The organism is Methylobacterium sp. FF17, assembly GCF_025813715.1.
Lineage (GTDB): Bacteria > Pseudomonadota > Alphaproteobacteria > Rhizobiales > Beijerinckiaceae > Methylobacterium > Methylobacterium flocculans.
In genome coordinates, this window is record NZ_CP107532.1 from 3350458 (window position 1) to 3373518 (window position 23061).

The 23061-nt window shown below is 65.6% G+C and carries 37 protein-coding genes and 1 tRNA gene; 24 read left to right on the forward strand and 14 right to left on the reverse strand.

Features of this window, described 5'->3' with window-relative positions; genetic code table 11:
• Position 1 precedes the first annotated feature (1 nt).
• Entirely contained in the window at positions 2 to 316 is a 315-nt protein-coding gene (locus tag OF380_RS15775) for a hypothetical protein (RefSeq protein WP_264045568.1), read from the forward strand.
• Positions 317 to 790: 474 nt separating this feature from the next.
• Here the strand turns inward: OF380_RS15775 and OF380_RS15780 are convergent, their stop codons facing one another.
• From OF380_RS15780 to OF380_RS15830, 11 genes are all read right to left on the reverse strand, one after another.
• Positions 791 to 1546: a Hint domain-containing protein gene (locus tag OF380_RS15780; protein ID WP_264045570.1), complete on the reverse strand. Its 756-nt coding sequence runs from the start codon at positions 1544 to 1546 to the stop codon at positions 791 to 793.
• 439 nt (positions 1547 to 1985) lie between these two features.
• Entirely contained in the window at positions 1986 to 2699 is a 714-nt protein-coding gene (locus tag OF380_RS15785; protein WP_264045571.1) for a hypothetical protein, read from the reverse strand.
• A 69-nt stretch (positions 2700 to 2768) separates the two neighbouring features.
• Positions 2769 to 3464 carry a hypothetical protein gene (locus OF380_RS15790; protein WP_264045573.1) on the reverse strand — a complete coding sequence of 232 codons (696 nt, stop codon included), beginning with the start codon at positions 3462 to 3464 and terminating at the stop codon, positions 2769 to 2771.
• On the reverse strand, positions 3461 to 4240 hold the full coding sequence (locus OF380_RS15795; protein ID WP_264045575.1) for a hypothetical protein: 780 nt from the start codon (positions 4238 to 4240) through the stop codon (positions 3461 to 3463). Before OF380_RS15795 ends, OF380_RS15790 begins: the two co-directional genes overlap by 4 nt.
• Before the next feature lie 216 nt (positions 4241 to 4456).
• Positions 4457 to 5248: a hypothetical protein gene (locus OF380_RS15800; RefSeq protein WP_264045577.1), complete on the reverse strand. Its 792-nt coding sequence runs from the start codon at positions 5246 to 5248 to the stop codon at positions 4457 to 4459.
• A 707-nt stretch (positions 5249 to 5955) separates the two neighbouring features.
• Positions 5956 to 6531 carry a class I SAM-dependent methyltransferase gene (locus OF380_RS15805; RefSeq protein WP_264045579.1) on the reverse strand — a complete coding sequence of 192 codons (576 nt, stop codon included), beginning with the start codon at positions 6529 to 6531 and terminating at the stop codon, positions 5956 to 5958.
• Positions 6528 to 6776: a hypothetical protein gene (locus OF380_RS15810; protein ID WP_264045580.1), complete on the reverse strand. Its 249-nt coding sequence runs from the start codon at positions 6774 to 6776 to the stop codon at positions 6528 to 6530. The genes OF380_RS15805 and OF380_RS15810 overlap by 4 nt, the downstream gene beginning before the upstream one ends.
• Complete coding sequence (locus OF380_RS15815) at positions 6773 to 7204, reverse strand: hypothetical protein (protein ID WP_264045581.1); 432 nt, start codon at positions 7202 to 7204, stop codon at positions 6773 to 6775. The genes OF380_RS15810 and OF380_RS15815 overlap by 4 nt, the downstream gene beginning before the upstream one ends.
• 4 nt (positions 7205 to 7208) lie before the next feature.
• Complete coding sequence (locus tag OF380_RS15820; RefSeq protein ID WP_264045582.1) at positions 7209 to 7487, reverse strand: DUF2312 domain-containing protein; 279 nt, start codon at positions 7485 to 7487, stop codon at positions 7209 to 7211.
• A 92-nt stretch (positions 7488 to 7579) separates the two neighbouring features.
• Positions 7580 to 7804, reverse strand: a complete 225-nt coding sequence (locus tag OF380_RS15825; RefSeq protein ID WP_264045583.1) for a hypothetical protein — start codon at positions 7802 to 7804, stop codon at positions 7580 to 7582.
• 154 nt (positions 7805 to 7958) lie between these two features.
• The gene (locus OF380_RS15830; protein ID WP_264045584.1) at positions 7959 to 8369 is read right to left on the reverse strand and encodes a hypothetical protein; all 411 of its coding nucleotides are present in this window, start codon (positions 8367 to 8369) and stop codon (positions 7959 to 7961) included.
• Positions 8370 to 8563: 194 nt separating this feature from the next.
• Here OF380_RS15830 and OF380_RS15835 point away from each other — a divergent pair, with 194 nt between their 5' ends.
• Complete coding sequence (locus tag OF380_RS15835; RefSeq protein WP_264045586.1) at positions 8564 to 8812, forward strand: hypothetical protein; 249 nt, start codon at positions 8564 to 8566, stop codon at positions 8810 to 8812.
• A gap of 131 nt (positions 8813 to 8943) precedes the next feature.
• Here the strand turns inward: OF380_RS15835 and OF380_RS15840 are convergent.
• Together OF380_RS15840 and OF380_RS15845 are read right to left on the reverse strand one after the other, a co-directional pair.
• A tRNA-Trp gene (locus tag OF380_RS15840) sits at positions 8944 to 9016 on the reverse strand.
• A 25-nt stretch (positions 9017 to 9041) separates the two neighbouring features.
• Complete coding sequence (locus tag OF380_RS15845) at positions 9042 to 9278, reverse strand: hypothetical protein (protein WP_264045588.1); 237 nt, start codon at positions 9276 to 9278, stop codon at positions 9042 to 9044.
• Here OF380_RS15845 and OF380_RS15850 point away from each other — a divergent pair.
• From OF380_RS15850 to OF380_RS15955, 22 genes are all read left to right on the forward strand, one after another.
• Positions 9268 to 10062: a helix-turn-helix domain-containing protein gene (locus OF380_RS15850; protein ID WP_264045589.1), complete on the forward strand. Its 795-nt coding sequence runs from the start codon at positions 9268 to 9270 to the stop codon at positions 10060 to 10062. The genes OF380_RS15845 and OF380_RS15850 overlap by 11 nt on opposite strands.
• 274 nt (positions 10063 to 10336) lie before the next feature.
• Positions 10337 to 11302, forward strand: coding sequence for a glycosyltransferase family 61 protein (locus OF380_RS15855; protein ID WP_264045591.1), 966 nt, complete (start codon positions 10337 to 10339; stop codon positions 11300 to 11302).
• Positions 11303 to 11980: 678 nt separating this feature from the next.
• Positions 11981 to 12178 carry a hypothetical protein gene (locus OF380_RS15860; RefSeq protein WP_264045593.1) on the forward strand — a complete coding sequence of 66 codons (198 nt, stop codon included), beginning with the start codon at positions 11981 to 11983 and terminating at the stop codon, positions 12176 to 12178.
• A gap of 10 nt (positions 12179 to 12188) precedes the next feature.
• Positions 12189 to 12863: a hypothetical protein gene (locus OF380_RS15865; RefSeq protein WP_264045595.1), complete on the forward strand. Its 675-nt coding sequence runs from the start codon at positions 12189 to 12191 to the stop codon at positions 12861 to 12863.
• A 71-nt stretch (positions 12864 to 12934) separates the two neighbouring features.
• Positions 12935 to 13405 carry a hypothetical protein gene (locus OF380_RS15870; protein ID WP_264045597.1) on the forward strand — a complete coding sequence of 157 codons (471 nt, stop codon included), beginning with the start codon at positions 12935 to 12937 and terminating at the stop codon, positions 13403 to 13405.
• A gap of 4 nt (positions 13406 to 13409) precedes the next feature.
• The gene (locus OF380_RS15875) at positions 13410 to 13550 is read left to right on the forward strand and encodes a hypothetical protein (RefSeq protein WP_264045599.1); all 141 of its coding nucleotides are present in this window, start codon (positions 13410 to 13412) and stop codon (positions 13548 to 13550) included.
• Positions 13547 to 13693 (forward strand): hypothetical protein, encoded by a 147-nt coding sequence (locus OF380_RS15880; RefSeq protein ID WP_264045601.1) that lies wholly within the window; start codon positions 13547 to 13549, stop codon positions 13691 to 13693. Before OF380_RS15875 ends, OF380_RS15880 begins: the two co-directional genes overlap by 4 nt.
• Positions 13690 to 15657: a DNA cytosine methyltransferase gene (locus OF380_RS15885; protein WP_264045603.1), complete on the forward strand. Its 1968-nt coding sequence runs from the start codon at positions 13690 to 13692 to the stop codon at positions 15655 to 15657. The genes OF380_RS15880 and OF380_RS15885 overlap by 4 nt, the downstream gene beginning before the upstream one ends.
• 3 nt (positions 15658 to 15660) lie before the next feature.
• Positions 15661 to 16248, forward strand: a complete 588-nt coding sequence (locus OF380_RS15890) for a zinc finger-like domain-containing protein (RefSeq protein WP_264045605.1) — start codon at positions 15661 to 15663, stop codon at positions 16246 to 16248.
• Complete coding sequence (locus OF380_RS15895; RefSeq protein ID WP_264045607.1) at positions 16245 to 16631, forward strand: HNH endonuclease signature motif containing protein; 387 nt, start codon at positions 16245 to 16247, stop codon at positions 16629 to 16631. The genes OF380_RS15890 and OF380_RS15895 overlap by 4 nt, the downstream gene beginning before the upstream one ends.
• Position 16632: 1 nt before the next feature.
• Entirely contained in the window at positions 16633 to 16977 is a 345-nt protein-coding gene (locus OF380_RS15900) for a helix-turn-helix domain-containing protein (RefSeq protein WP_264045609.1), read from the forward strand.
• Positions 16971 to 17351, forward strand: coding sequence for a hypothetical protein (locus tag OF380_RS15905; RefSeq protein WP_264045610.1), 381 nt, complete (start codon positions 16971 to 16973; stop codon positions 17349 to 17351). The genes OF380_RS15900 and OF380_RS15905 overlap by 7 nt, the downstream gene beginning before the upstream one ends.
• 16 nt (positions 17352 to 17367) lie before the next feature.
• Positions 17368 to 18441, forward strand: coding sequence for a hypothetical protein (locus OF380_RS15910; RefSeq protein WP_264045611.1), 1074 nt, complete (start codon positions 17368 to 17370; stop codon positions 18439 to 18441).
• Positions 18441 to 18635 (forward strand): hypothetical protein, encoded by a 195-nt coding sequence (locus OF380_RS15915; RefSeq protein WP_264045613.1) that lies wholly within the window; start codon positions 18441 to 18443, stop codon positions 18633 to 18635. Before OF380_RS15910 ends, OF380_RS15915 begins: the two co-directional genes overlap by 1 nt.
• Positions 18632 to 19243: a hypothetical protein gene (locus tag OF380_RS15920; protein WP_264045615.1), complete on the forward strand. Its 612-nt coding sequence runs from the start codon at positions 18632 to 18634 to the stop codon at positions 19241 to 19243. Before OF380_RS15915 ends, OF380_RS15920 begins: the two co-directional genes overlap by 4 nt.
• Positions 19236 to 19577, forward strand: coding sequence for a hypothetical protein (locus OF380_RS15925; protein ID WP_264045617.1), 342 nt, complete (start codon positions 19236 to 19238; stop codon positions 19575 to 19577). The genes OF380_RS15920 and OF380_RS15925 overlap by 8 nt, the downstream gene beginning before the upstream one ends.
• An 8-nt stretch (positions 19578 to 19585) precedes the next feature.
• Positions 19586 to 20188: a metal-dependent phosphohydrolase gene (locus OF380_RS15930; protein WP_264045620.1), complete on the forward strand. Its 603-nt coding sequence runs from the start codon at positions 19586 to 19588 to the stop codon at positions 20186 to 20188.
• Positions 20185 to 20595: a hypothetical protein gene (locus tag OF380_RS15935; protein WP_264045622.1), complete on the forward strand. Its 411-nt coding sequence runs from the start codon at positions 20185 to 20187 to the stop codon at positions 20593 to 20595. Before OF380_RS15930 ends, OF380_RS15935 begins: the two co-directional genes overlap by 4 nt.
• Positions 20588 to 20950: a hypothetical protein gene (locus OF380_RS15940; protein WP_264045623.1), complete on the forward strand. Its 363-nt coding sequence runs from the start codon at positions 20588 to 20590 to the stop codon at positions 20948 to 20950. The genes OF380_RS15935 and OF380_RS15940 overlap by 8 nt, the downstream gene beginning before the upstream one ends.
• Positions 20940 to 21236 carry a helix-turn-helix domain-containing protein gene (locus OF380_RS15945; protein WP_264045624.1) on the forward strand — a complete coding sequence of 99 codons (297 nt, stop codon included), beginning with the start codon at positions 20940 to 20942 and terminating at the stop codon, positions 21234 to 21236. The genes OF380_RS15940 and OF380_RS15945 overlap by 11 nt, the downstream gene beginning before the upstream one ends.
• Positions 21226 to 21525 (forward strand): hypothetical protein, encoded by a 300-nt coding sequence (locus tag OF380_RS15950; protein WP_264045626.1) that lies wholly within the window; start codon positions 21226 to 21228, stop codon positions 21523 to 21525. Before OF380_RS15945 ends, OF380_RS15950 begins: the two co-directional genes overlap by 11 nt.
• The gene (locus tag OF380_RS15955) at positions 21518 to 21787 is read left to right on the forward strand and encodes a helix-turn-helix domain-containing protein (RefSeq protein WP_264045628.1); all 270 of its coding nucleotides are present in this window, start codon (positions 21518 to 21520) and stop codon (positions 21785 to 21787) included. The genes OF380_RS15950 and OF380_RS15955 overlap by 8 nt, the downstream gene beginning before the upstream one ends.
• Here OF380_RS15955 and OF380_RS15960 read toward each other — a convergent pair.
• Complete coding sequence (locus OF380_RS15960; RefSeq protein WP_264045630.1) at positions 21727 to 22929, reverse strand: tyrosine-type recombinase/integrase; 1203 nt, start codon at positions 22927 to 22929, stop codon at positions 21727 to 21729. The genes OF380_RS15955 and OF380_RS15960 overlap by 61 nt on opposite strands.
• Positions 22930 to 23061 lie beyond the last annotated feature (132 nt).

A 23061-nucleotide genomic window follows, 5' to 3' on the forward strand; every position in this document is an offset into this window, starting at 1 on the left:
AATGTTCAAGACACTCACGCTCGGTGCTGGCCTGATGGCTGCTGGTCTGTTCATGGCTCCCGCACCGTCATCGGCAGCACCGCTCAGCGTCACGGCGATGCCCGATGCTGCGACTGCCGTCGAGAACGTCCAGTACGGCTATGGTGGCTACGGCGGCGGTGGATACGGGCGTCGCGGCTACGGTGATGGATATGGACGCCGTGGCTACGGTGGTGGTCGCCACTTCGGGCCTCGCTTCGGTGGCCGTGAATTCGGATACGGTCGGGGACGCGGTTACGGCTATGGTCGCGGTTACGGTCGCCGCAGCTACTATTAGGACTTTCCGGCGCCCCTTAGGATTGAGGGGCGCCAGTATCCGATCCGCTGATCTCCGTAGTCCAGATTTCGCGGTCTTCTGTGTCTACGATCCGCGCCGACGTAGCTTTGTGCAAGATCAGGCCTTCTCGAGCATGCGCTTTGGCTGCTTCGAAATCCCCGGGTTCCAACCTTGAGCCGATCTCAGTTTGGCCGTCGCGGAATTCAATTCGGTATGTCATGGAGCGTCAACGCACCGGAGCGGGGTGAGTCGCTCCACCTAGTCATATGATGACACCCGTGGCGATCTCTCGCCCAGGACAGAGCTTCTCTTAGGGGAGAAGCGGCAGGGCCAGTGTCAGCCTCACATCCGTTCTCGCGCTCGATCCGTCCATATTGTTCTGCTATCGGCGCGAGAAGGACAATAGGCCCGGCCTAAGACACGTCAAGGGATAAGCGGCCCGTACTTTTAGATATGCACGGGCCGTTCCCCGGTTCAGGCCGAGAAGGTGGCGTCGGTCCAGGCGCCCTGCGCCGTCAGCGTGTCGGCGAACACGGCGCTCAGGCGCGCCCGCTCGGCGGTGACGACGGGACCGTCCACGGCTACCGGCCGGCAGCGGGCCGACCAGCCCGGCGCCACGAAATCCGGGTTGTGCAGGGCATGGTCGGAGGCTTGCGCGAAGAACGGACGGTCGCCCCCGTCGATGTAGCTCTCGGCGGCGAGACCCTCGGCCAGCAGGATGTCGTGGGAGTCGAGCTCCACGTGCCAGTAGGTGACGGTGGCAAGCGGCAGGCGCACGATGGTGGTGCCGTTGATGAGGCACATGATCGGCACGAGGTGGCCGCCCTGCGCGTCGTCGTCCGCGCCCACCAGCACGGGATGGCCCGGCGAGAGGGTGAGGTCGCGGGTCGGCAGGCCGTCTCCGAAGGCACCGGCGCTGACGCGGACCGGCTGCTGGGCGTGGGCCAGCGCGCCGCCCTGTCCCGCGAGGTCGCGGTGCCCGATCCAGACGATCGGCCGGGCCGTGCCGGACGCGGTCACGGCCCGGTCGCCGACGCGCAGGTCCTCCACCGCGACATCCGCCTCGCGGCCGTCGCGGATCACGCGGATGCCCGTGCCCGTGACGAAGCAGACCGGCGTCACGTAATCGCCCTGGGGGGTGGTGAAATTGTACGTGGCATTATCGCGCGAAATCGCGCTGTTCGAGAATATGAGATTACCGCTCTGATCCTGCTTCTCCAGGAGAAACATCGAGCCGTTATCAAGTTTTGTTTGCGATATTACATTAATTCCGGACCTAATAGTCGGGTCGTTGTAAATGCTGATGAAAGTCTCGCTCCCATCTTGCTTGAGGCCATAAAGATAGCGCGTTTCCGAGCCTTCATTGTTAAGCGCAAAAGCGTTGTATTGCGAGAGATCGGCGCTCAATGAAGCAGATGAAGCTGAGCCCAGCCCACTATTATTATAGGAAAATGAGCTAACCGAAGCTACATTTTCGGCCGGATAAATGGTTCTGTTGAAGAAAGGATCGTTGATAAAGCCAGTCTTTTTCGTGACGTCGCCCATAGCACCCATCCCATTTGCGGATAGAGACTACTGTTCGGCGATCACGACTACGTCAAACGATTCCCGGGACGTTGGTATTCATCCAGTTTCAGCGTTGCAATTTGGATACACATACATCGCATGCTCAAGCGGCCCTATGCACATCCTCAATCGGCAGGCTGACATTGCAAGAAGAGCCCATGACGGTCAGAGAGATGACGCCAACGGTGCCCCCCTCCGTTGTCCCGACGAAGCGCCCGGCAAACCCGGTAAAGACGCCGGAGCCGGCGCGCACGTCATCTCCCGCCTGAAGCCCGGCCAGTGGATTGAGATTCGTCCTACCCGCTAGCTCGTCCTCGCCCTGTTGGCGCATCCAGCGCATGCCCTCGCCATTCATGCGTAGCGGCCCTGCAGTGGGTGAGCCGAGAATACCGGACAGACCGTGGACGTTGCGCTGATCGACATCCCGCTCCCGTAGCGCCGCCATGGTCACGTCGCAGAGACCGCCCAGCACCCCGAGGAACAGGTACGAGCGCATGATGGGGCGCTGCTGCTCGCGCCGTGGTACCCGCAGGTTCGAGCGGATCGCACGCCTCCAGGTGAACTCGCACGGCACGTAGGCCAGGAACGGCGTCTCTCCGGCCCTCGCGCCGCCGAGACCGATCCGCCTGACGCTGGCAGCGGCCGACAACTCCCGACTCGGCGCAGTCGTGCAGACGTACCAGCGCACGCCCTTGGCCCAGAGGTTCGGCGTCTTGTTCCGGCGCTCCTGCGGGATCGGCTCATCCTGAGCCACGACGACGTTGTGCTGCGGCGTAGCCTTGGCGTCGAATCCGCGTCCGTTTCTGCTGGCAGGCATGGTGTTGATCCTCGATACGCTACGAGAGGATGGGGAGAGGGACCGGTGGCAGCCGGCCCGGACGATCGATCAGCGAACAGCCGTCTCGATGCGACGGAGGCTGCGCTCGACCGCTTCGGCTCTCTTGAGCAGCGCCGCGCCCTGCTGCATCAGCGCCTCGACGGCTTTGGCGTGCTCTGTGTTCGCCGCCATCACGGCCCGCGCTTCGGCAACCGTGCGCTGAAGCTCCTCGCTCTGATCTGGCCCGAAGTTCTCGTCCCGTATGGTCGAGACCCACGCCCGCGGAACGCCGAGGTCTTCGGCCAGACGAGCGTCCGTCCAGCCAGCCGAATAGCCGGCCTTCTCGTCCACATAGACCTCGTCCAGCTTCGCCCAAATGAGGCGGCGCTCGTCGCGCGTCATCTCGCGCGGCTTCTCCGCAGCCGTAGCTTGCGGCTTCCCTGCTTCAACAACAGCAAGGCTTGGGGTTGTCTGGACCACCGTTACGCACTCCTCACTCTGAACGACATGAAGGCGCCGACGACGCGCCTCCTGCTCTCGGTTCACACAGGATGGGCAGAGGTCATCTCGACCATCGCGCCGCTTGCCGACGCTCCATCCACGCTCCTCGAACTTCTTGGGCACCTGCGAGTCGGCGATCTCCGACCCGAAGTTCTGACGGCCAAGGGTCTCGCCACAGCCGCACGAGCCGCAGACGAGCCGATAGCGCGGGACGGGCTGGCCATCCTCGCGCACCGGGGTCTCAACGAAGTGGCGACGGCTCACGGGCGCGGAGTCCGAACAAACGGCAGGACCTTCTGTCCGCGCCGCTCGGCCGCCTTGTGCTCAATCTCGGCCCGGCCGCCCTCGTCCAACCACGCCCTGGCGACCAGCGGATCGAACACGTAGGCTTGGCTGCTGCCGAGCGATGCCATCCGGACCACCGCGCCCTTCTGAGCGTGAAAGCGCCTGAGCCGATGCGAGACCCACGGCGCCATGCCGCGAAGGCCCCTCCGAGCGCCGAGGCCGGCCATGGCGAGCACCTGGCCCGCGCTGACGCCTCGCACAACGGAGTGCTGCTGCTCCGCGACCTGCTCCCGCACCATCATCGGCAGAAGCTCGCCCAGCTGCTTTGCCAGGATGCCCTTCATCATCCCGCCGACGGCCTTCATGTCTATGGTGGCCGGCAGGTCGAGGTGGCCGCGGCGCCAAGCCACGAACGTCCGAATGAGCATGGCTCGGACTGCGGAGGCGTTCGGCGCCCGGCTGAGGGTCGCGATGAGCAGCGCCTGCTCCTCGTTCAGCCAGAACTCCTGCACCTCCATCGTGCGGCCCTTGCCGCTCGTGATTGGCGCGGCGCCGTACCGCGCCAATGCCCCGAAGGTCTCCAGCTCCTGCCGGTTGCGCTCGATTAGCTGCCGGATGTCGCGAAGCTGGCTCAAGCCAAGGCGTTCCGCGATTTCGATGTCCCGAGCGCGAGGCTCGCCATCCTTCTCGATCAGCGCAACCTCTTGAAGGCTCGCCCCAGATCCGGACCCGGTGCTATGCGTCGACTCGGTCATCGTGATGTTCCTGCATCTCGGTGGTCGCTGGTCCCTCGTTGACGCGAGGGATCGGGGAAGGCGGCGGGGCTGTGCTTTGGACGGCTGCGGCCCCGCTGCCGGTGGTGTTTCATTTCTGGACAGAGTCACCCGGCGATCGCAACTGCGAGGCGCTGTCTGTCCCCGCGACTCCCAAGTCATTAGACGTCGCTTAGCCATCGGACTGCTGCTTATGAATCAGGCGGTTATCCGTGTTGCACCACCCTCCGCTGGCGCCGTTGCCGTTGCCGGCGTCGAGGTTGCACCGTCGCCCTTCAGAGCCGCGATCCTCGCCTTGCGCTCGGCCTCGGCCGCTTGGAACCGCCGGACGTAGGCCGCCTGTTCAATCCGAGCGGCGTTCGCGCTGGCATCGCTGAGTTCGGCGTCGAGCTTTGCGCCGGCATCGGCGATGGATTTGACCAGTTCCGCGGCGCGCGCGGCGCAGGCGTTGCGCTCATCGTCCGTCGGAGCCGCCGCACGCTCCGGCGCCGGCAGCGCCCGCAGCACCACCTCCACGTCACGACGCTCGACCCGCAGGGCGGCCATGATGTCGTCGGCTGCGCCTCGGAACTCGGGCGGACCGGGAGGGAAGCGGTAGTCGACGCCCTTGATCTTCTTCTGATTCCAGGCCCGGCAGGTGCGCGCAACGACCTCGAGGGGCAGGCCCTCGACTGCCTCGACAAAGTTCTCCAGCATCATCGCGGCGCCTTCAGCATCAAGGCTGCGCAGCTGCGAGAACCCGCCGAGGAAGACATGCAACCGGTCGTGGATGGCCGACGCGTCGCCGGGGCGGAGCATCTGGTGCAGGCTGGCCCGGTACGGCTCCAGCCAGACCCGGTCCTCATCCGTAGGCGCGGCGCGCGACGAGATCGAGAATTTGCCCGGGGCCGTCGCCGTAGCCGCCTCGCGCATCGTCTTCAACCGGTCGCGCTGCTCCCGGGTGAGCGGGGCGAACGGAGCGATCTGCGTGATGCTCGGTAGCGTGGTCATCTCCGTCCTCCATCTGTCGTGCTGCGCGTTTCTGGGCTGCTAGGTGGCCGAAGCCGTTGCCGCGGCCTGGTGGTGGCGGTTGCCGGCCCTGCTGTGGGCTTCGGCGTCGGACCGTTTCGCGAAGCCGGTTCCGCAGGGTCCGGTACCAGTCGAGCTTCGTCGCCTTCTCGCCGGGCAGCGCAGCCCAGAAGTCGACGAACTCGGCCAGCGCCTCGGAGGCTTGCCCGGCAGCTAGGCCGAACTCGGAGCAGACGGCGAAAGCCTCGGGCCGCTGAGCGAAATCGTCCGGGATGCGGTGACCGCGTTTCGTCGTCGACTTGGGCAAGCCCGCAGGCAGGTCCGCAGCGACGGCCGCGTCGAGGTTATCCGGGGTGGTGGGGGGATTAAGGGGGGAGTGAGGGGGTGCAGGGGGAGCGAGGGGGGCATGAAGGGGGGCGGCGGGAATGTCCCCGTCTGTCCCCCGATGTCCCCCAATGTCCCCATGTGTCCCCGGGACATCGGGGGACGTCTGAAACGCAGGGGCGTTACCAACGGGCCCGGTAACACCCGCGCGCTGACGCCGCTTCTTCGCCGCGGCCTTTGCTCTGCGGTCGTCAATCGCCTGCTGCTCCACAGCCTGATCCGCCTCGACGGCAGCAATCAGCATCTCGGATGAAGCACCGGCTGCCAGCATCGCGCGAAGGACCTCGGCTCGAATCATATCCGCGCTACTCCGCAGCCATGGGGAGCGCGGCATCAGCAGCGGACCACGACAGGCGGTGAAGCGCCGTCGGTCCACGATGGGACCGGTCCCAGACGAACCATGCGAACGCCGTGGTGCTGCTCGTCTTCGGGCCGGTCCAGCCGTCCCGGTGCATCATGGGGAGGCGGTTGCGGAAGACGTGGACGCGGGCCAGCGTGCCGTCCTCGAGGATCGAACGACGGCGCTCCGACTCCAGGAAGGCGAGGCGAAGCAGCATGATGACGCGCGGGCAGAGCTCCAGCGCATGCGCGACGAACGCAGCCGCATCCTTGAAGGGCGGGTTCGTGACGATGCAGTCGGCCTCAGGCGCGCGGGTCGTCAGGAAGTCCTCGACGGTCTGGCCAGGGCAGCCGTAATCAACGATGTCGGACGCGAAGACAGCGCGACCGGTGGCGCGAAGCTCCCGAACGATTACGCCGGGCCCGCAAGCCGGCTCCCAGATCCGGTTCGGAAGCCATTCGGCGCCCAGTAGAGCCTGCACGGCCACCGGCGGCGTCTCGTAGAGGTCGTGGCCACGATCGGCCAAGGGATGGCGGATCATGCGCTCTGCGCCTCCTGCTGACGGGCGGCGTAGAGGGCGTCTTGGTGACGACCGATGACGTTGGCCGCGTAGGCTTGGGCGATGGTCAGCGAGGGGATCGGCTCGCGCAGCGTCTCGAAGTGGACGCGGACCGCCAGGGCGGCCTGATAGCTGGTCTGCCCAGCCTTCCAGACGCGGAGGACGAGATCTCGGGCCTCGCCTTCCATCGCCGGGGACGACGAGATGCGGAGGATGGCGCGGGTCATGGCCGGGCTCCACGCTGCGAGGGATTGGTCTGGTAGGCGGCTGGGCCATTCACCTGAGGGCGCACCACGCCCCAGGCCTCCAAGATGGCGATGGGCTCGTCCCGGCCGTAAGTATCGGCGAAGGGGATGGAGACGAAGGCGCACAGGGCCCGGAAGGTCTTCTGCTCGAGCGAGAGCCTGCCGGTCGGCGTCTTGAGCTCCATGAAGCCGATGCGGACGCGGCCACCGATGATGAGGAGGTCGGGCAGGCCCTTGGTGAGGCCGGCCTGACCCTTTGCGGCCTCGTTCGGGATCGCCGCCACGAGGGTGTGCGGCAGGCCGAACATGCGCCAGTGCTGGCACACGGCCGCTTGGATCGCGGACTCGCGCATCGGCACGCCCTTGATGGGCAGGCGGCGGGAAATCGGGTGATGCGCGAAGGTCCGCATGATATCAGGCCATATTCAGGGCTTGCATGTAGAGCTCAAGGATCGCCTCTTCCTCTTGGCGCTCCGCATGGTCTTTCTTTCGTAAGCTAATGATCTTACGAAGTGCTTTCGTATCGAAGCCTGTACCCTTCGCTTCCGCATAAACATCTTTGATATCCGCGGACAGGCCGGCCTTTTCTTCTTCCAGACGCTCCAGCCTCTCGATGAAGACCTTCAGTTGGTCGGCGGCGACGGACGATGCGTCAACGGCGGGCGCTTGTGCGGCGGTGTGCTGTGTGGTCATGTGCGGGTGCTTTCCGTGGACAAGGACGGGGAGCATTTCGCCCGGTCTTTCGCCGTCCCCCGTTACGGCTTGAGAGGCCGGGCGACTTTCGTTCAGGCGGGATCGACGAGAGACAGGTGCGAGCGCGGCCGATCGGTCTGCGCTGGCAGGCTGTGGAGCGGGGTCGAGAGACCGATCCGCACGCATATGATGACGTCGCTCAGCTGCTCGGCTGTCACAGCGCCCTTAGCGATCGGCTGACGGCCTAGCCAAGCCTCGACGATCTGACCGGTGATCAGCGCCACTCCGGCTTCTTTGCTGTCGACTTGGATTTCCATGACACTCTCGCAGTGTGAGGATGGCGGGAGCCGCCCGCCGGCGGTGAAGGTCAGGCGTCGGGACGCGGAACGCAGGGGCGGTGCGGCTTGCGCACGGGCACCCGGATGCGGTCGCCATCGGCGGTGAGGACGAGGATGGTGGCGCAGCCGGCGCTCATGGGCGCACGCTCAGTCGCGGTGCGCCCTGACCCACCAGCGGAGCCACCAGGGCAGAGGTTTGCCGGCCGCCTTCAGAAGCCGCGCGCGGCTCCACATCGCGGCTCGTATCCGAGCTCGAATCCATCGCATCATCCCCCCTCCCGAGGGCGAAGAACGCCGCTCGATCTTCGTCGGCTTGCGCTTCCCAGTGGTCACAGTTGGCTTGGTAGGTCGCGTGAATCCGGAGGAAGGTGTCAGCGTCCAGCCGCACGGGCTGATTGCCGAGGAACTTCCGGACCCAAGAGCCCGTCGCGCCGATCGTGCGGGCGACGGTGTCGTAGGCGAGCATCCGAGAACCAGTACGCCGCTCGGCATGGCGCACGAGAGCGTCCAGCATCGGACTGGTGAGATCAGCAGCGCTCTGCATTGTCCGTTTCCGGGCAAAAATTGTCCGCACCTGAACAATCCTCCGTGGTCGATTGGACATCGACAGAGGGGGTGCAGGCCGAGACTGAGGACTGAGACGGAACCCGATACGCAACACAGGTCAGAGACGCGCGGCGGCCATGGGCTGGCAGGCTGGAGCCGATGCGCGAAACACGAGAGAAGGACGACCGAGACATGGCCGACGACGAGACAGCAGGGACCGCGACCATCTTGGCGATGCACGCCATGGTGTCGTGGCTGGTGAAGAGGGAAGTGGAACGGGAAGGACCGACTGCAGGAGCAGCGCTTACCCGGCACGTGGCCGAAGCCATGATGGGGGTGACGCAGCTGGACCCGAGCCTCGCCCAGGCGGCGCACGCGGCCCGCGGCGTCGTCGCCCGCGCCATCGGTGACCGCCCGATGTTCGTACGGCTGCACGGGTAGGCGCCCGGCCGGTAACGCGAGACCAGATGACCGGCCGGGCGCCGCGCGAGAGGTACGCCGAGCCACGACGGTGTGTTGCCACCGTCGGGCCCGACGATCGGCCGGAAAAGCCCGGCGCGATGGGGAATGACTGGCACCGGTGGCAGGAGTCGAACCTGCAGGCTTCCGTTTTGGAGACGGAGCCGCGCCCGCGCGCTCACCGATGAAAGAGAGTGAGGACCGAGGGCTCTCATGCGTGAGCACTCGCACCGCCTACGGACACGCGGACGGCCCCGGCGGCTCGGGACCAGTCATTGAGGCCCACCTGACCAGCGGTCGCTTCGCCGATGCGGATGGCGACCTCAATCGAGGGGCCCCGCTCGCCGTATTTAAGCTTCCTGATGCCGTGCTCGGTGATGCCGCCAACGCGCGCGGCCATCGCCGCATCGTCGAGGTTTTCGGAGCGCATGTAGTCGATGAGCCTCATAGGCCCAGAAGTTGCCCCCAAAGGGGAAGATAGTCAACCCCTACAAGGGGAAGGACCGACGCGACTGTTTTCGTTCAAACATCCCCTTATGGGGAACGCGCTTCGACAGTTGCGGAAAGAGCGGCGATGGACGCACGACGAGGCGGCCGATGCCATGGGCATTTCTCGCGGCCAGTTCATCAAGCTGGAACGCGGGGAGCGCGGGCTGACCGAGCGAACGATCGGACTGGCAGCGAAGGCTTTTGAAGTTTCGCGCTCCGTGATCATCGGCGATGACATTTCAACTCCGGCGGTTCTGATTGACGAGCAGAGACCAGAGCCCAGCGCCGCAATTCCTTCAGATCAATCCGCCGTGAACACCCACCAGTTCCTCGGCCCACGCAACGTTCCAGTCTATGGCACCGGCTCGGGGGGTAATGGCGGCGACTTTCGTTTAAATGGCCAGACGATCGATCATGCGCCACGACCGCCGGGCATAGAAAATCGCCGAGATGTCTATGTCGTCTACGTGATCGGAGACAGTGTCTCTCCGAAATACGAAGATGGCGACCCGATTTACGTAGACCCGCATCGTCGGCCTCAGCCACGCGACTACGTCCTTGTGGAGCTTCATCCGGCCAACGACGGCACGCCGGGCGACGCGTTCGTAAAGCGCCTTGTGAAGCGCACGGCTACTAAAATCGTCGTAGAGCAACACACGCCGGCGAAAGAAATCATCTTCGATGCCGCGTCCGTAGTCCGCCTACATCGGGTGATCCCCTATCCTGAACTGATAGGGATTTGAACATCCTACTTAATTTATGTGCCAACCTTCACAGTTGCGTTTCCCGCTGCACCTAGAAAGGATCATATTTTGGCGTCGCGTCGAGCGATTAGCCTGAAATATAACGCGGATCGGAATTACAGTGCAGACATGCGATCCAGTTACGCAACCTCATCCTTAGTACGGGCAAATAAATTCGATGCTCTCCAATGTTCGTTTTGTTGGGTTTAGTGCTGAGTCCGAAGCGCGGAATCGCTCATCAGTTCACTTCGAGCCGCAGGAGCGATCACCTGGCTTGCTGATCCTTCAGGATCTCATCTACGTTCCCGAATACGCGGCTCTGTACACAAGGGATGGCGTGTGCGTCGATGAGACTGCTGCTATTCATTTAAGACCGGCACCAAGTATCGGCGCCTCAAAGCTAAGGCGGGTAAAGCAGAGTGTTTGTAAACATTTTCCGCCGAAGATAGACCCGCCCAGCGCTGAAGCGGTATTCGAGCGGCCGATAGTTCAGATTGGTCATGTAGCTCCTCACTACGGGCACTTTGTTGTTGATGGCCTTGCCAGAATGTGGGCTTTGTCAAACTTCGAGAGGCAAGAACACTTCTATTTTACTGATAACAGAAAGCTATCTTCGTTTTTATCTCTGCCTTATGTCGCGGAGGCTTTTGCTGCTCTTGACTTTGATCCTAAAAAGATCGCGCGATTCGAGGTCAACACTCTTCTCAAAACCGTCATCATCGCACTCCCGGGAATCAATTACTCCTACAATGCATATGATGCGCTGAAGCATGCTCCCCTCAGAATTGCAGAGAGGCTGCGCAAACACGGCGCGCCTTGTGACGGCCAACCAATCTATATCTCTAGGACCACCCCTGGATCAGGCAGACGAAAATTAAATGGAGAAGAGCAGGTTGAGGAGGCGTTTCGCTCTGCTGGATATAAGATTTTTCACCCTGAGCGTCACACCCTGTCGGAACAAATCGAAATCTTTTCGGTCACCAGGAGGATAGTCGGATCAATAGGATCGGCTTTCCATTCGATGCTGTTCGAACCGGATAGCTTCGTCGGTGAGCGCTTTATTTTTTCGCCAACACTTGTAAACGGCCGATTTCTTATAGTTGACGGCTTGAAACAGGACTCGCATCGTACAGTCTACATCCGCGCGATACAGGACGGGCTTGATGCTTCCGGCCGCTCTACGTCGGATATCGACGCTGATTTAGCGTTGTCACATGCTAGATCCCTCGGCTTGCTCTAAGAACCCAGATGAGAAATCTTTCTTTTGCCTGATTGTTGAGAGCAGTTTCTGTCATGCGGCCGGTGCCTCAGGCAAGGTGGACTGGTAGGCATCGGAGCAGCCAGTCCTTTCACGAACGAGGCCACCGCGAACGAGCCTGCTGGAAGCCCGTTCTACGATCCACCACTGCGGCTTTTCGGCTTCCCGCAGAGGCCTGAAGGCCGCAGCCGCCCCCAGCCTTCATGTGCACGCCTCCGGTGGGCCAATGGGTCCTGTGCCCCGCAGCACGGGGATCAGACTGATGTTCTTGCCGCTTCCTCCCCTGGCAGCGCAGGGATCGCAGCGAAGCTTACCGCCGAGGCCTGGAATGGTCTTGAAGCCCTTGCGAACGGCTTCCCGCACTCGGGAGGGCGGCCAATACCTACGATGGCCGCAGTCGTCGCAGCGGATGCGAATCCCGACAACCTCACAAAGCTCAGGCTCCAGTGGCCTGTGACCATCTCGCACCTCTCTGTCGTTCCCTTGTTCCCTATATGTTCTAGGGTGAGACCGTGCATGGCCTTTGTCGAGTCTATTTCTGGGGCTGTGGAAAAGCTAAGTTGCCCCCGCCCACCGCAAGCTTCCCCTTTTAGGGGTTGACATAACTACCCCTCAAAGGGGAATATGCTTTCATCGCCTTCCGGCAGATGGAGCCACCCGGTGCTGAAGCAGACCGCCTCGAAAATTCGAAGCCTTCTCCGGTCCGCCGGGTGCGGTGTCCCGGTGCAGCTTCGCTGGCTCGCCAGCTACCTCAAGATCGACATCGCAGAAGTCTCCGCCGCGCTCGATATCATCGAGACCAGGACCTTCCGGGTGATGCGCTTCCCCGGTGTCGGCGCCTCCGTGGCGATGGCGTGAGGCGGTGGCGATGGACACCCCGATCTCCTCCCGCGAGCGCAGCATGCGCTCCTTCGGCAACGACGGGACTGGCGAGGGCCGGCGCCGTCGGGCTGCCGAGCGTGCCGCCGACACCCGAGAGAAGCTGCAGGCCAAGCGCCGCCGCGAGGCGAAGCTGAAGCCGAGCGACTACGCCCACTTCCTCCCCGAGACCTACGAGCACCTGTTGACGCTGGTCGCGCGGCAGATGCGGGCCGGCCGGCTCGACGCGCCCCGCGCCAATGCCATCCTCTTCTCCTCCGTCCGGTCGAAGCGCTCCGGTTTCGTCGCCATCACGCCGAAGCCCGAGAGCGCCGCCTTCCTGGCGACGTGGCTGCGCAGCGCCGGGGTGGACACCTTCTGCCATGCGCTCGCTGAACTCGACATCATCGCGGGCACAGCGGCCCCGGCTGGCCGGCCGGTCGATCTCCCGGTGCCCGATCTGATCCAGATCGCCGCCGACCTCGAGCGCACCGGTGCCGCCGACGCGGTAGCGGCCGCCAAGCACCTGCGCACCGCTGGCGTCTCCGGCTGCCACGCCCGGGTGTTCGTCACCCCTGACGACGCCGCGCCCATCGCCGAAGCGGTCCACGCCATCGGCGCTTCTCGCTCCCTGGTCCGGAGCCTCGACATCATCGCCGGCCGAACCGAGCCGCGTCCGCACTGATCTGCTCGCCCATGCGCTGGGGCTGACGGCGCACCGAATCCATCCCCCTCCGACAGACGCCCGAGGCCACCATGTGCGCTCCGTTCCGCAATACCGACCCGACTCTGACGGCCGACGACCTCGCGTCCCAGGTGCATGTGGTGAACGTGGCCGCGCACCGGCTGCTCGGCGCCGTCGTCAAGCTCGCCTTCGAGGACGCGACCAGCAAGGACTTCGACAATCTCAACGGCGCCCGCGCGATCGAGACGATGCGCGCAACCCTCGAGGGCTCGTTCACCGACCTGCGGTCGATGTTCTCCGAGGCCTTGGGCACCCCGGGCGCCATCGATGGCTCAACGGCTTCTCTGGTCGTCGCTCTGCGGGCCCGGCTTGAGGAGAACGAGATCGCCGCCGGCTGCCGGCCCCGCGATCCGCTCGCTACCGCGATGCGCCGGGTCGATGAGGCCGAGCGCGGGCTGATCCTGGCGGCCCATGGCGCGGGCGTGAAGATCCCGACGCCGGACAGCTTCCAGTCCGGATTCCACAGCCCGATGGCCGGGTGACGCCATGAGCACCCTGGCCGCCGTCACCATCGGAATCGGCTTCCTGACCGGCGTCTCCTGGCTGGTCCTCGCCTCGCTCGCGCACGCCTACCGCGCCGACGAGGTCTCTCTCCCACAACCGCAGACCGACGAGCCTGGCCAATGATCTCGCGTCCGTTCCCTGGCCGTCCGGCCAACGACAACCCGGCCCCGTTCGATGTGACCCGGCTCACGCTGCAGATCTTCGGCGGCACGCTCATGCTCACCCTCATCGTCGGCCCCGTCTGGCTCGTGAGCGTGTGGCAATGAGCGCTGCCCTCATCATCGACAGCTTCGCCGGCGGCGGCGGCGCATCCGAGGGCATCCGCGCCGCGCTTGGACGCGATCCCGACTACGCAATGAACCACTCGCGCGAGGCCCTCGCGATGCACCGGATCAACCATCCGGACACGCATCACATTGAGGAGGATGTCTGGAACGTGGACGCGCGCTCGCTGTGCGCAGGGCGTCCCGTCGGGCTCCTCTGGATGAGCCCGGACTGCAAGCACTTCAGCAAGGCCAAGGGCGGCAAGCCGCGCGAGAAGGCCATCCGTGGCCTTGCCTGGGTTGGCGTGCGCTGGATCAAGAGCCTGCCTGCACGCCAGCGCCCGCGCATCGTGTTCCTGGAGAACGTCGAGGAGTTCCAGGATTGGGGCCCGCTGCTGGACGATGGCCGGCCGTGCCCTGTCCATCGCGGCGCGACGTTCCGGTCCTTCGTCGAGGCCTTCGAGGCGATGGGCTACGCGGTCGAGTGGAAGGAGCTGCGCGCCTGCGACTACGGTGCGCCGACGATCCGCAAGCGCCTGTTCCTGATTGCCCGGCGCGACGGCAAGCCGATCGTCTGGCCTGCGCCGACGCACGGCGGCCCGACGAACCCGGGCGTCATCGCCGGCCTGCTCAAGCCCTGGCGGACAGCGGCCGAGATCATCGACTGGTCGCTCCCGTGCCCGTCGATCTTCGAGACTTCGGCCGAGATCAAAGCCAAGCATGGCATCCGCGCAAACCGGCCCCTCGCCGACGCCACCATGGCGCGGATCGCCAAGGGCACGAAGCGGTACGTGCTCGACGCGGCCAAGCCGTTCCTCGTGCAGATCAACCACGGCGGCGGGGCTGGCGGTCGGGATCACGCAGTCAATGAGCCGGCCCCGACCCTCACCGGCAAGCGAGGTGAGGCCCTGGTCGCCCCATTCGTGTCCTACGCCCAACAGGGCGGCGCGAGCCGGGACATCTCGGCGCCGCTGCACACCATCACGGCGAGCCCGAAGGACCACAACACGGTGGTCGCGCCGTTCGTGACGAAGTTCAATCACGGAGCTACCGGTCACCTGATCGACGAACCGCTGCACACGATCACGTCGCACGCCTCGGAGACGCATGGAGGTGGCGCAGCGCCGCTGGGGATCGTCTCAGGCTTCCTCGTGCCCCGGTACGGCGAACGCCCAGGCCAGGAGCCGCGCACGCGCTCGCTGGAGGAGCCGTTCCCCGTCGTCGTCCCGACCGCCAACGAGGGGAGCCTCGCAGCCATCCACATGACTCGCCAGTTCGGCGCGTCGGTCGGATCGGACGTGCAGCAGCCCGTCGGCACCATCACGGCCGGCGGGGCGGGCAAGGCCGGCGTGGTCGCGGCGTTCCTGGCGCAGCACAACACCGAGCGAGACGGAGCGGTAAAGGCCGGCGCCGACGTGCGCGAGCCGGTGTCGACCATCACGGCGGGCGGCGGCCATCAGACCGTCGTTGCCGCCCACATGCTGAACCTGCGCGGCTCGGACCGCCGGGACGGGCCGGTCGACGCACCGGCTCCGACTTTCTCGGCCGGCGGGAACCATGCAGCGGCGGTCTACGCCTTCATCCAGAAATACTACGGCGCGGGCGAGCCCTCGCAGGCGGCCGACGAGCCGATGCACACCCTCACGACCAAGCCGCGGCACGGCGTGGTCACGGTGACGATCCAGGGCCAGCCCTACGCCATCGTGGACATCGGCATGCGGATGCTGACGCCGCGCGAGCGCTTCAACGCCCAGGGCTTTCGTCCGACCTACACCATCGATCGCGGCGAGCTGGAAGACGGCACGATCATCCCGCTCACGCTCGAACAGCAGGGCGCGTGCTGCGGGAACTCCGTCTCCCCGCCCATGGCCGAAGCCCTCATCGCCGCCAACGCGGACGCGGTCGACTTCGAGACGATCGATCGCCGCCGCGCTGCGGCCCCCATGACCCTGTTCGCAGCGGAGTGACCGATGCTCGCTGAACCTGTCTTTCACGACAAGCACCTGATCGGGAACGGAGAGACCTGCGGCCACTGCGGCGGCACCGGTCGCACGAAGGGCACGCGCGGGCCTTCCACGTCTCGCCGCTGCCGACCCTGCAAGGGGTCTGGTCGCGCTCCTCTCCCCGCTGAGGTCATCGTCGCGAACACCCGGCCCGCTGGGCGCCAGGCCGCGCTGGTCATCGAGGCCCGGAACGCCCGTGAGGCTGCCGAGGTCAACGCGCTGCGCGACGAGGTCGAGGCGAAGGCCGCGGCCGACCGCAAGCCGATCGAGACCATCTGCGGCTTCCCGCTGCCCGTGGAGTTCGGCCGGCGCGAGGACGACACCGCCTGGATCGGCTTCGGTGTCCCTCTGCGCCATCACCTCATGATGGACTGGCCCGGCAACCTCCGGGACGCGTCCGCCTTCGCGCAGATGCTCAACGGCCTCCCGGCGATTCGCGATGCCCTCAAGGCCGTCCGCGCCGATGCGCTGGACCCCGATACCGACGCGGCTCTTTCGACCGCCACGGGTGACCTCGTCGAGACCGCGCTTCGGGCGCTGGGAGAGCGGCTATGAGCGGCCGCACAGAGTTCTCGAAGCCGGTCCGGCGTGAGGCGTGGAAGCGCTCGGGCGGCCTCTGCGAGTTCATCCTCGACACGGGAGCGCGGTGCGGCTGCGCCCTGACGCCCGGCAAGTTCGCCTACGACCACGTCATCACCGACTGGATGGGCGGCGAGGCCGTCCTGTCGAACTGCCAGGTGATCTGCACCCCCTGCCATACCGAGAAGACCCGCCAGGACGCTGCTGACATCGCGAAGGCGAAGCGCCTCGAGGACACGCGCCTCGGCATCACGAGCCCTGGGAAGATCCAAAGCCAGGGCTTCCGGAAGTTCGCGCCTCAGCGCCGGGCCACGACACCGATTCCCAAGCTCGCCATCACCTACCGGAGGGACGCCTGACATGACCTGTCGGATCACGACCGTCGACCCAGAGGTCGGTCGCCTCATCGCTCACCACCGGAAGCGCAAGGGCATCCTACAGTCCGAACTGGCCGAGTTGATCGGCGTCTGCGGCTGCCAGATCAGCCGGTACGAGCGCGGGCACGAGTTCGTGTCGCTCGGGCGCCGCCAGAAGATCGCCGAGGCCCTTGGCATCGATCCCGCCGTGTTCGCGGACCCGTCCCTGATCGAGGTCACCCCTGACGAGCGAGATCTGATCGAGGCCTACCGGCTCATCGGCACCCCATCCGGACGGCAGCGCGTCATGGCGCAGATCGAGATCGGCCGTGGGATGGCGTCATGCTGAACCCGCCAGATCTCTCAGGATTCGACCTCGCCGCCCTGGCCGGCGGCTTGGAGGCAGCTGCGCTTCGCCAGGACCGGTGCAGGCGCCTCGCCAACAGCATCGGGGTGGATGAGGCCATCAATCCCGAGACGGCCCGCGCCGTGGCCGCTGTGGACGCCGATGCGGCAGCTACGGCCGAGGCTCACCGGCTGGTCTGCCTGCTCCGTCGCTTCGCGTCCGACGAGGGCCACGCGCGGCCCCGCGCCCCTGTCACGCATCTCCGGGTCGTCCCGGCACCCGCGCCGCCCCGCCCCGGCATCTTCGCTCGAGCCATGGCGATTCTCGGCCGCGGTGACCCCAGCCCTTCGCCTGTCGCCAAGCGCGATGCTGCCTGACCCGGAGGCCAATCCCATGTCTCAGCACACCCAAGACCCTGGCCTGCGGGCGGCGCTGGAAGCCATTGCTAAGGCGATCAAGATCAACGACACGGACACCCTCTCCAGAATATCTCCCGACCGCCTCGTCATCTGGACAGCTTCGGGGAGCTGGACCGGAAGCGCGTCGGTGACGCTCGGGCATCTTCGGGCCATCGCCGCCCTCTCTGCCACCCCAGCACACGCCCCGGGCAAGGCGGGCGATCAGGAGGGGTTGGAAGCCGGCCGTACTGCCTACGCCGCTTATGCGCGCAGCGTCGAAGACTACGAAGGCAGCCCCGACAAACAGCCGGCCTTTGGCGAGTGGGAGAGCGTTAAGCCGAGCATCCGACGACATTGGGCCGCTGTAGAAGCCGCCCTCGCCCCATCTCCCACCGGCAACGAGGCGTCCCGGGGCGAGAACGACGGATTGCGCAGTAAGGCTGCCGATGAAGTGGAGGGGATCGCCGGGCTGTGGGAAGGCGACGGCCGTTCCTACGCGATGACGATTGCAGCCATCCTGCGCTCCGAGGAGCCCGCTGAACTTCCGCCGGCAGACGAAGAGACAAAGCGCATCGTAACTCGTGCATGGGAACGCTTTCAGCGAGGCGTCGCACCCCCGCCGCCAGTCTCGACCGAGCCCGACAGCCGGGCGGGTGCGGAGCGGGAGGCGCGATGGGGGATAGAAGACACTGGGGAGATGCTGTGGGTCGGGCCGATGCGCCCCGATGGACGCAAGGTTGACCGCATCGTCTACTATAAGCATCTGTCGGGGTATAAGCAGGATTATGTAGACCGAGCAAAATTTGAAGCACGGCTTGTCGTTACTGCTGTAAACGCCGCCCTCCACCCGTCCCCGCCCACCGCATCGGGAGCCGCACCCCCGGTGGGGGATGGCTACGAAGTTCTAGCGACGATTTATGATGGCACAAAGATCCTAGCGCCGAAGCACAAATCAGATCGCTTCACGACGCAGGAAATCCGGGATGCCGTCATGAAGCATTTCGAGACGATCACCCCCACGCCAGCACCGCACCCTGTCCCTGAGGGTCAGACGACGGGAGAGGTTTGATGTCGGCCGAATGTGGGCTCTGCGAAGTCAGCCTTCGCCAATCCAAGCTGATCGAGACGTGCGACGAGGCTCGCTGCCCCTACCGCAAGGCGGCTGACCCGGCGCGTGTTTGTGGACCGGACGCCCTCCCACTGAGCGAGATGAGCTACCGCGAGATGATCGGCTTCTATCACGACGACGAGGACGACGCATGACCGCTCCCCAGGACGTGCCCGCGCCGTCCCCGACCGTCTCGGAAGCGATGCGTGAGGCGATGTTTCGAGTAGGCGCCGACGCCTTGCGCCCCGTGAGCACGGGAGGCTGGTCCACGCATGCAAAAGCCGAGCTAGTAATCGACGCCATCTGTCCACTCATCGCCTCGGCGCTCGCAGCCCTGGAGCGGGAGAACGCCACCCTCCGGGCCGAGCGGGATGAGGCGACAGCCCGCGCCCGCGAACCGATCGGTGACACCTGGGACCAGATCAGGCACCTCGAAGGAGAGTGCCGGGTGTTCATCCGAGAGCGCAACGAATGGAAGGCCGTTGCTGACACCGCCGAGGCCGAACTCGCCACCCTCCGGGCCGACGCAGAGCGGATGGAGGCGGCGCGCCCCAAGGTCTGGGTCATCACGAACAACGAGAGAGGGGCCGACAGGCGCTATCGCATGTGGAGCGGTCGCGCGTGGGTCTGGACGCCCGATGTAGCCCAGGCTGCGCACTTCGCGCGGAGGGCAGACGCGAACCAGATCCTGCCGGACGGTAGCCCCTACGACTACGCAGACCGGATAGCCGCACTCAATCCCAAGGAGACGCCCGATGCCTGAGACCTACGAGATCGCACCGGACGGCACTCCTGAGCGACTGATCCAGCGGCTAGAGAATGCAAATTGCGGAGAGCTCTTTTACTGCGAAGCCGACCGCGAGGAAGCCGTCGAGATCGCGCAGGAGGAGTTCGCCACCGCCCTCGCAGAAGCCAAGGCGCAGGCAAGACGGGACGCGTTCGAGGAGGAGAGACGGAAGGGGCTGGAGGAGGCGGCGAGCCGCTTCGACAACCTCGCATCTGCTGCGCGCGAACGGCGCGACGACAGAGCCGCCAGCGCCGCAGCTGATGCCGCGGAGCATGCCAGAGCCCTCATTGCAGACGGAGCCGCCCAGTGAACGCGATCATGCAGAGCCCGACCGTTCGCCGCATCGTCGGCCCGACCATCCTCCTCGCCAGCGGCAACTACTTCGACTTCCTGGCGCCGGAAGAGAGCACCTTCACAATTGAGGATATCGCCACCGGGCTATCGAACGTGTGCCGGTTCGCCGGTCAGTGCTCGCGCTTCTACAGCGTGGCGCAGCACAGCGTCATCGTTTCCCACCATGTGCCGCCAGCCTTCGCCTTTGCCGGCCTGATGCACGACGCGGCAGAGGCATTTATCGGAGACGTGACCAAGCCTCTGAAGGACATCCTACCGGACTATCGCGCCCTTGAGGAGCGCGTCGAGAGAGCCGTCCTCGGGCGGTTTGGGCTGCCGCACAAGATGCCGCCCGAGGTCAAGGAGATCGATGTCGTCATGCTCGCGACCGAGCAGAAGCAGCTCATGCGCAACCGGGACGACTGGAACTACACGCGCGGCCGGCAGGCGCTGGACATCCCCATCCCGCCAATGGGGCCGCGCGAGGCCAAAGCGATGTTCCTCGCTCAGTTCGCGGACCTGACCACGACCCTCGCCACCGCCCCGGCCGAGACGGAGAAGCCCGAGACGGGGGAGGCCGGACGATGAGTGGCATCTATATGGCGTCGAAGACGTCACACGCGCCGTTTTGGCGGCAGCTTCGCGCTGATGGCCTGCCAATCATCTCAACGTGGATTGATGAGGCTGGCAAAGGCGAGACGGCTTGCTTCAGGGATCTATGGCGGCGATGCGTGTCCGAGGCGGCAACGGCCGACTACACCATCGTCTACAGAGAGCCCGGTGAAGTTCTGAAAGGTGCATTTGTTGAGGCAGGCGCCGCCTTGTCCGCCTTCCGTCACGTCGTTGCTGTCGGATGCGATGAGTTCAGCTTCGTGAACCATCCCGGCGTCACTCGCTGTTCGTCGCTTGCCGAGGCGCTGACCTTCGCTCTCGGTCGAGACTACACCCCGCCCCAGCCTACGGCCACCAATACCCTGGAGGACGGTCATGCGTGAGAAGCTGACGGAACTGCTCGGGAAGGTGGAGGCAGCCAAGGAGCCTGATCGGCGCCTGGATTACGAGGTCTTCGCAGCCTTCGCCGTGCCCGGCGAAGCTAATCCTTGGGACCCGAAGGATGGGCACCTCTACACATCGTCCGTAGATGCCGCGCTCGGTCTCGCTGAGAGGGTCGCGCCACGAAGCATTCAGTGGGCTGAAATCCTTCGAGAGGCAACGACCGTGCTCTCTCGCCGCTACGGGTGGCACTGCAATTTCAGCAGGCCCGGCCAGCTTCAAGAGCTACCCCTCGCCATCCTCGGCAGCCTTCTTACCGCCCTCCTCGTGCAGACGGAGGCCTCCGATGGCCGCTGAGACGAAGGGGGTGAAGCTGAGCCCCGAGCACAAGCAGGTGCTAACCGCATGGACCAACACCTGCGAGGACTTCGACTGCCTGACCTTCGACGCCATCGCCTCGATCAGCGGGGTAGCCCGGCCGCGCATCCGCCGAATTGTCCGGCACCTCGCCCGAAAGGGCATGACCGAGTTCCACCAGGGGCTCTGGACGGAGGATATGCGCCCGGCCGGATCGGGATACGCGATCACGCCCGCCGGCCGCTTGGCTCTCGCCGCTCACGATGGAGGGCAGGATGGCACGTGAACGACGCTCGGTGCGCAACGAGGCGTTCAACGACGTCCTCGAATACCTGACCTATCGGATCGCCGTCTGCCGAGCCGGGGTGAGGCGGTACGAGGCATCCCATGGCCCCACCAGCCGGGCAGCCGCAACGGAACGTTCAGCGCTGTTTGAGGCCGAGCTCATCAAGAACGAGATCGGCCAGCTTGGCGTGATCCAGCGCCGGTCCAAGCGCTTCAAGGCGCTCGTCGCCGAGCGTGCTGCCTACCGTCCCTCCCAACCCCCCAGCCCTCAGGAGGAAAGCCGTGGGTAGGCCGTCCCGGACCGTCGCATTCGAGGAGCAGGGAATCAGCGTCGTGCCACAGGCCGCAACGCCCATCGCCTACCGGATTCCGGAGGCTGCCCGCATCGTCGGTGTCAGCGCCTCAACGATGTGGGCTCTGATCGCCCGGCAGGAGATCGTAGCGCGCAAGCTCGGCGGGTCGACGGTGATCCGGCATGCCGATCTCGTCGCCTATGTCGATGGCGCCCCGATCGCCGAGAGGGCGAACGCCGCCCAGGCGTCCATGAGGTGACGCCGCTTCTCCAGAGCGTCGCCCCGGCGGTAGGCCAGTTCGGTCTCATCGCCGAGCATGTGCGCCAGCGCCGCCTCGATCACCTCGCGGGGGTAATCCGTCTCGTCGCCGGCCCAATCCCGGAACGTCGATCGGAACCCGTGCGTGGTGATCTCCGTCGTGCCGGCGCGGCGGTACAGCGCCTCGAATGCCATGTCCGATAGCTGATTCCCTCGCTGGCTCGGGAAGACCAGGGCCTCGGGGGAGGGCGCTTCGGGGTGCTGAGATCGAAGCCGGACGAGCGCCGCGGCCGACAAGGGCACGCGGTGCAGCCGCCCGCCCTTCATGCGCGCCGCCGGCACCGTCCAGACGGCCGAGCCCCAATCGATCTCGCCCCAGGTCATGCCTCGGATCTCTCCGGACCGGCCCGCTGTGAGGATAATGATCTCCAGGGCCCGCGCCGAGGTGGCGGGGCGCGCGGCGAGCATCGCCATGAAGGCGGGCAGATCGCGGTAGGGCAGGGCAGCGTGGTGCCCGCGGGAGAGCTTCACGGCGCGCGGTAGGATGTAGTCGAGATGCCCCGTCCATCGCGCGGGGTTGTCGCCGGTCCGGTGCCCGGCCACGCGCGCGGCATCCATCACCCGCTCGATGCGCCCACGGAGCCGACTCGCCGTCTCAGGCTTGGCCTGCCAGATGGGCTGGAGGACACTGAGCACGGCCGTCGTGTCGACGTCGGCGACCGGCATTGCCCAGACCTTCGCTCCGTGGACCTCAAGCGTCTGCCGCCATTGGGCCCGGTGCTTCGCGTTCTTCCACGAGGCCGCGCGCGCCTCCATGTACGATTCGGCGACCATGGCGAAGGTCACGACTGCGGCAGGGGCCGCTTCAGATGGTGGGGTGCGCCGCGCCTCGATGGGGTCTACCCCACCAGCGATCAGCGTTCGTGCCTCGGCGGCAAGCTCGCGCGCGCGGGCGAGCGGGACGGACAGCACCGGACCCAGCCCCATCTCCCGGCGCCGGCCTGCCATACGGTAGAGCATCACCCACCGGCGGCCGCCGCCCGGGTCCACCACGAGATACAGGCCGCCGCCGTCAGCGTGTCGCCCTACCTCTGTGAGCGCCTGCACCCGGCGCGCTGATAGACGGTTGATCTCGCGAGCCACGGCACCCCACCATCGACCCCACCACCGACGCGCGATTGCATCGCTCTGGGTTGGACCGGATAGGATTGTTCGACCATCCCAGGCGGCCCGCGCAAGAGCGCAGACGGCACGCATAGGACGATATTGGATTGA

Excerpts from the sequence above, each read along its gene's own strand:
- OF380_RS15775 (WP_264045568.1), top strand. The coding sequence starts at position 2 with ATGTTCAAGACACTCACGCTCGGTGCTGGCCTGATGGCTGCTGGTCTG.
- OF380_RS15780 (WP_264045570.1), bottom strand. The coding sequence starts at position 1,546 with ATGTTTCTCCTGGAGAAGCAGGATCAGAGCGGTAATCTCATATTCTCG.
- OF380_RS15785 (WP_264045571.1), bottom strand. The coding sequence starts at position 2,699 with ATGCCTGCCAGCAGAAACGGACGCGGATTCGACGCCAAGGCTACGCCG.
- OF380_RS15795 (WP_264045575.1), bottom strand. The coding sequence starts at position 4,240 with ATGACCGAGTCGACGCATAGCACCGGGTCCGGATCTGGGGCGAGCCTT.
- OF380_RS15800 (WP_264045577.1), bottom strand. The coding sequence starts at position 5,248 with ATGACCACGCTACCGAGCATCACGCAGATCGCTCCGTTCGCCCCGCTC.
- OF380_RS15805 (WP_264045579.1), bottom strand. The coding sequence starts at position 6,531 with ATGATCCGCCATCCCTTGGCCGATCGTGGCCACGACCTCTACGAGACG.
- OF380_RS15810 (WP_264045580.1), bottom strand. The coding sequence starts at position 6,776 with ATGACCCGCGCCATCCTCCGCATCTCGTCGTCCCCGGCGATGGAAGGC.
- OF380_RS15815 (WP_264045581.1), bottom strand. The coding sequence starts at position 7,204 with ATGCGGACCTTCGCGCATCACCCGATTTCCCGCCGCCTGCCCATCAAG.
- OF380_RS15820 (WP_264045582.1), bottom strand. The coding sequence starts at position 7,487 with ATGACCACACAGCACACCGCCGCACAAGCGCCCGCCGTTGACGCATCG.
- OF380_RS15825 (WP_264045583.1), bottom strand. The coding sequence starts at position 7,804 with ATGGAAATCCAAGTCGACAGCAAAGAAGCCGGAGTGGCGCTGATCACC.
- OF380_RS15830 (WP_264045584.1), bottom strand. The coding sequence starts at position 8,369 with ATGCAGAGCGCTGCTGATCTCACCAGTCCGATGCTGGACGCTCTCGTG.
- OF380_RS15835 (WP_264045586.1), top strand. The coding sequence starts at position 8,564 with ATGGCCGACGACGAGACAGCAGGGACCGCGACCATCTTGGCGATGCAC.
- OF380_RS15850 (WP_264045589.1), top strand. The coding sequence starts at position 9,268 with ATGAGCCTCATAGGCCCAGAAGTTGCCCCCAAAGGGGAAGATAGTCAA.
- OF380_RS15845 (WP_264045588.1), bottom strand. The coding sequence starts at position 9,278 with ATGAGGCTCATCGACTACATGCGCTCCGAAAACCTCGACGATGCGGCG.
- OF380_RS15865 (WP_264045595.1), top strand. The coding sequence starts at position 12,189 with ATGGACACCCCGATCTCCTCCCGCGAGCGCAGCATGCGCTCCTTCGGC.
- OF380_RS15870 (WP_264045597.1), top strand. The coding sequence starts at position 12,935 with ATGTGCGCTCCGTTCCGCAATACCGACCCGACTCTGACGGCCGACGAC.
- OF380_RS15875 (WP_264045599.1), top strand. The coding sequence starts at position 13,410 with ATGAGCACCCTGGCCGCCGTCACCATCGGAATCGGCTTCCTGACCGGC.
- OF380_RS15880 (WP_264045601.1), top strand. The coding sequence starts at position 13,547 with ATGATCTCGCGTCCGTTCCCTGGCCGTCCGGCCAACGACAACCCGGCC.
- OF380_RS15885 (WP_264045603.1), top strand. The coding sequence starts at position 13,690 with ATGAGCGCTGCCCTCATCATCGACAGCTTCGCCGGCGGCGGCGGCGCA.
- OF380_RS15890 (WP_264045605.1), top strand. The coding sequence starts at position 15,661 with ATGCTCGCTGAACCTGTCTTTCACGACAAGCACCTGATCGGGAACGGA.
- OF380_RS15895 (WP_264045607.1), top strand. The coding sequence starts at position 16,245 with ATGAGCGGCCGCACAGAGTTCTCGAAGCCGGTCCGGCGTGAGGCGTGG.
- OF380_RS15900 (WP_264045609.1), top strand. The coding sequence starts at position 16,633 with ATGACCTGTCGGATCACGACCGTCGACCCAGAGGTCGGTCGCCTCATC.
- OF380_RS15905 (WP_264045610.1), top strand. The coding sequence starts at position 16,971 with ATGCTGAACCCGCCAGATCTCTCAGGATTCGACCTCGCCGCCCTGGCC.
- OF380_RS15910 (WP_264045611.1), top strand. The coding sequence starts at position 17,368 with ATGTCTCAGCACACCCAAGACCCTGGCCTGCGGGCGGCGCTGGAAGCC.
- OF380_RS15915 (WP_264045613.1), top strand. The coding sequence starts at position 18,441 with ATGTCGGCCGAATGTGGGCTCTGCGAAGTCAGCCTTCGCCAATCCAAG.
- OF380_RS15920 (WP_264045615.1), top strand. The coding sequence starts at position 18,632 with ATGACCGCTCCCCAGGACGTGCCCGCGCCGTCCCCGACCGTCTCGGAA.
- OF380_RS15925 (WP_264045617.1), top strand. The coding sequence starts at position 19,236 with ATGCCTGAGACCTACGAGATCGCACCGGACGGCACTCCTGAGCGACTG.
- OF380_RS15930 (WP_264045620.1), top strand. The coding sequence starts at position 19,586 with ATGCAGAGCCCGACCGTTCGCCGCATCGTCGGCCCGACCATCCTCCTC.
- OF380_RS15935 (WP_264045622.1), top strand. The coding sequence starts at position 20,185 with ATGAGTGGCATCTATATGGCGTCGAAGACGTCACACGCGCCGTTTTGG.
- OF380_RS15940 (WP_264045623.1), top strand. The coding sequence starts at position 20,588 with ATGCGTGAGAAGCTGACGGAACTGCTCGGGAAGGTGGAGGCAGCCAAG.
- OF380_RS15945 (WP_264045624.1), top strand. The coding sequence starts at position 20,940 with ATGGCCGCTGAGACGAAGGGGGTGAAGCTGAGCCCCGAGCACAAGCAG.
- OF380_RS15950 (WP_264045626.1), top strand. The coding sequence starts at position 21,226 with ATGGCACGTGAACGACGCTCGGTGCGCAACGAGGCGTTCAACGACGTC.